Annotated in this window: 4 protein-coding genes; all 4 read left to right on the top strand. The window is 68.9% G+C overall.

All coding sequences use genetic code 11. From position 1 onward, the window contains the following. On the top strand, positions 1 to 489 hold a 489-nt coding region (locus tag CVM52_RS25160; protein ID WP_172721089.1), incomplete at its 5' end, for a phage terminase large subunit family protein. A gap of 253 nt (positions 490 to 742) precedes the next feature. Continuing rightward, complete coding sequence (locus CVM52_RS25155) at positions 743 to 1,930, top strand: phage portal protein (RefSeq protein WP_100165001.1); 1,188 nt, start codon at positions 743 to 745, stop codon at positions 1,928 to 1,930. After that, on the top strand, positions 1,923 to 2,150 hold the full coding sequence (locus CVM52_RS25150) for a GTA head formation protein, RCAP_rcc01685 family (RefSeq protein WP_100165000.1): 228 nt from the start codon (positions 1,923 to 1,925) through the stop codon (positions 2,148 to 2,150). The genes CVM52_RS25155 and CVM52_RS25150 overlap by 8 nt, the downstream gene beginning before the upstream one ends. Positions 2,151 to 2,176: 26 nt before the next feature. Beyond that, a partial coding sequence (locus CVM52_RS25145; protein WP_205965032.1) for an HK97 family phage prohead protease occupies positions 2,177 to 2,499 on the top strand: 323 nt, incomplete at its 3' end.

Raw genomic sequence — 2,499 nt, 5'->3', positions numbered from 1 at the left:
GGGCCAGAGGCCGATGCCTGCGGGATCGTGGTGGCCGGCGCGCGCATGCAGGGGCCGCCACAGGACTGGTGCGCCTATGTCCTGGCCGACCGCACGGTGCAGGGGGTCAGCCCCCATGGCTGGGCACAGGCGGCGGTGGCGGCGATGGAGGCTTTCGGCGCCGAACGGCTGGTGGCCGAGGTCAACCAGGGCGGCCAGCTGGTGCAGGAGGTGATACGGCAGGTGGACGCCTTTGTGCCGTTCACCGCCGTGCATGCCGCGCGGGGCAAGGCCGCGCGGGCCGAGCCGGTGGCGGCGCTGTACGAACAGGGGCGGGTGCGCCATGTCGACAAGCTGGACGCGCTGGAGGACCAGATGGGCCGCATGACGCTGCATCGCTACGAGGGCAAAGGCTCGCCCGACCGGGTCGACGCGCTGGTCTGGGCCCTGCACGAGCTGATGATCGCGCCGGCAGCGAAGTATCGCTTTCCGCGTGCGCGGATGGCCTGAAGGGGCAGCGCCCGCCCGGGGAGCGGTCGGGCGCTGCCCGGCGGCACTTCGTGCCTTTGTTCCGGGCAAGTAGACCTTCGAAATATTACCCCCTCCCTGACCTTTCCCCCTACCTGACAGGGGAAGGGAATCGCGTTGGCGCGGGGAGGCGGGGGCACCGCACGGTGGCTTTCCGGCGCGTTAGCGAATTGCTGGCAAAACTTCCCGGACCTGAACCACGGCCCATGCGGCCGGCCACCGAGGAGCTTGCGACATGGTACTGGATTTCCTGCGCCGCCGGTCCGCGCCCGCCGCACCCGAACGCAAGGCCAGCGCGACCGAGCCGGTGGTGGCCTATCACACCGCCGGCCGCGTCGCCTGGAGCCCGCGCGACACCGTCTCGTTGACCCGGTCGGGATTTGCCGGCAACCCGGTGGGCTTCCGCTGTGTCCGGCTGATCTCGGAAGCGGCGGCGGCGTTGCCGCTGGTGTTGCAGGACCAGCGCCGCCGGTTTGACACGCATCCGGTGCTGGGTCTGGTGAACCGGCCCAACCTGGCCCAGGGGCGGGCCGAACTGTTGGAGGCGCTGTTTGCCCAGCTGCTGCTGACCGGCAATGCCTATGTCGAGGCGGTGCAGGGCGAAGCGGCCTTTCCGCTGGAACTGCATGTGCTGCGTTCGGACCGGATGCGGATCATTCCCGGTGAAACCGGCTGGCCGGTGGGGTATGAATACGCGGTGGGCGGGCGCAAGCACCGGTTTGACGCCACCGGGCCGGTTGCGCCAATCTGCCATATCAAGACCTTCCATCCGCAGGACGATCACTACGGCCTGTCGCCGCTGCAGGCGGCGGCGATGGCGCTGGACGTGCATAACAGCGCCTCGCGCTGGTCGAAATCGCTGCTGGACAATGCGGCACGCCCCAGCGGCGCGCTGGTCTACAATGCCGGGGACGGGTACGGGATGTTGGCCGATGACCAGTTCCGCCGCTTGTCGGACGAGATCGAGGCGAATTTCCAGGGCGCGCGCAATGCCGGGCGGCCGATGGTTCTGGAAGGCGGGCTGGACTGGAAGCCGATGGGCTTTTCGCCCTCGGACATGGAGTTCCAGAAAACCAAGGAAGCCGCCGCGCGCGAAATCGCCCTGGCCTTCGGGGTGCCGCCGATGCTGCTGGGGATTCCCGGCGACGCCACCTATGCCAATTACCAGGAAGCCCACCGCGCCTTTTTCCGTCTGACGGTGCTGCCGCTGGCGACGCGGGTGGCGGTGGCGCTGTCGCATTGGCTGTCGGGGTTTGCCGGCGCGGCGGTGGAGCTGAAACCGGACCTGGACCAGGTGCCGGCGCTGGCAGCCGAGCGCGACGCGCAATGGGCGCGGGTTGCGGCGGCGGCGTTCCTGACAGACGCGGAAAAACGTGCCCTGCTGGGCCTGCCGGCGGTGGCGGAAGGCGGGCGGGATGACTGAGCGCTGGCCGGGATATGAACCCTTCGAATGCGCGCCGGGGCTGCGATTGGCCGCGCATGAACGGGTTACGCAGATCCATCACGAGAACCTCAACCGGCGGCTCGACCGTCTGGAAGAGATGATGGAGCGGCTGGAAAAGCGAATGTGGCTGGCCGTCTATGGCGTGGCGGCGGCGATCCTGTCGCAGGCGCTGCAATCGCTGCTGGCGGTAGCACCATGAATTCAACGAGATACGAGGCTGGCATGATGCAGGATGAGACCGGGCTGGAGCGCAAGTTCGCCCGCTTCGGAGACGATTTGGCGCTGAGCGGCGAGGCGGTGATCGAAGGCTATGCGAGCCTGTTTGGCCAGCCCGATCAGGGCGGCGATATCGTGCAGCCCGGCGCCTATGCGGCCTCGCTGGCGGCGCTGGCGGCGGCGGGGCGCAAGGTCAAGATGCTGTGGCAGCACGACCCGGCCCAGCCCATCGGCGTCTGGGACGCGGTGGCCGAGGATGCCCGCGGGCTGCGGGTGAAGGGGCGGTTGCTGGACATCACCCAGAAGGGGCGCGAGGCGGCGGCGTTGATCGC

The organism is Pseudooceanicola lipolyticus (genome assembly GCF_002786325.1).
GTDB lineage: Bacteria > Pseudomonadota > Alphaproteobacteria > Rhodobacterales > Rhodobacteraceae > Pseudooceanicola_C > Pseudooceanicola_C lipolyticus.
This window is presented reverse-complemented; position numbering and strand designations above follow the sequence as displayed.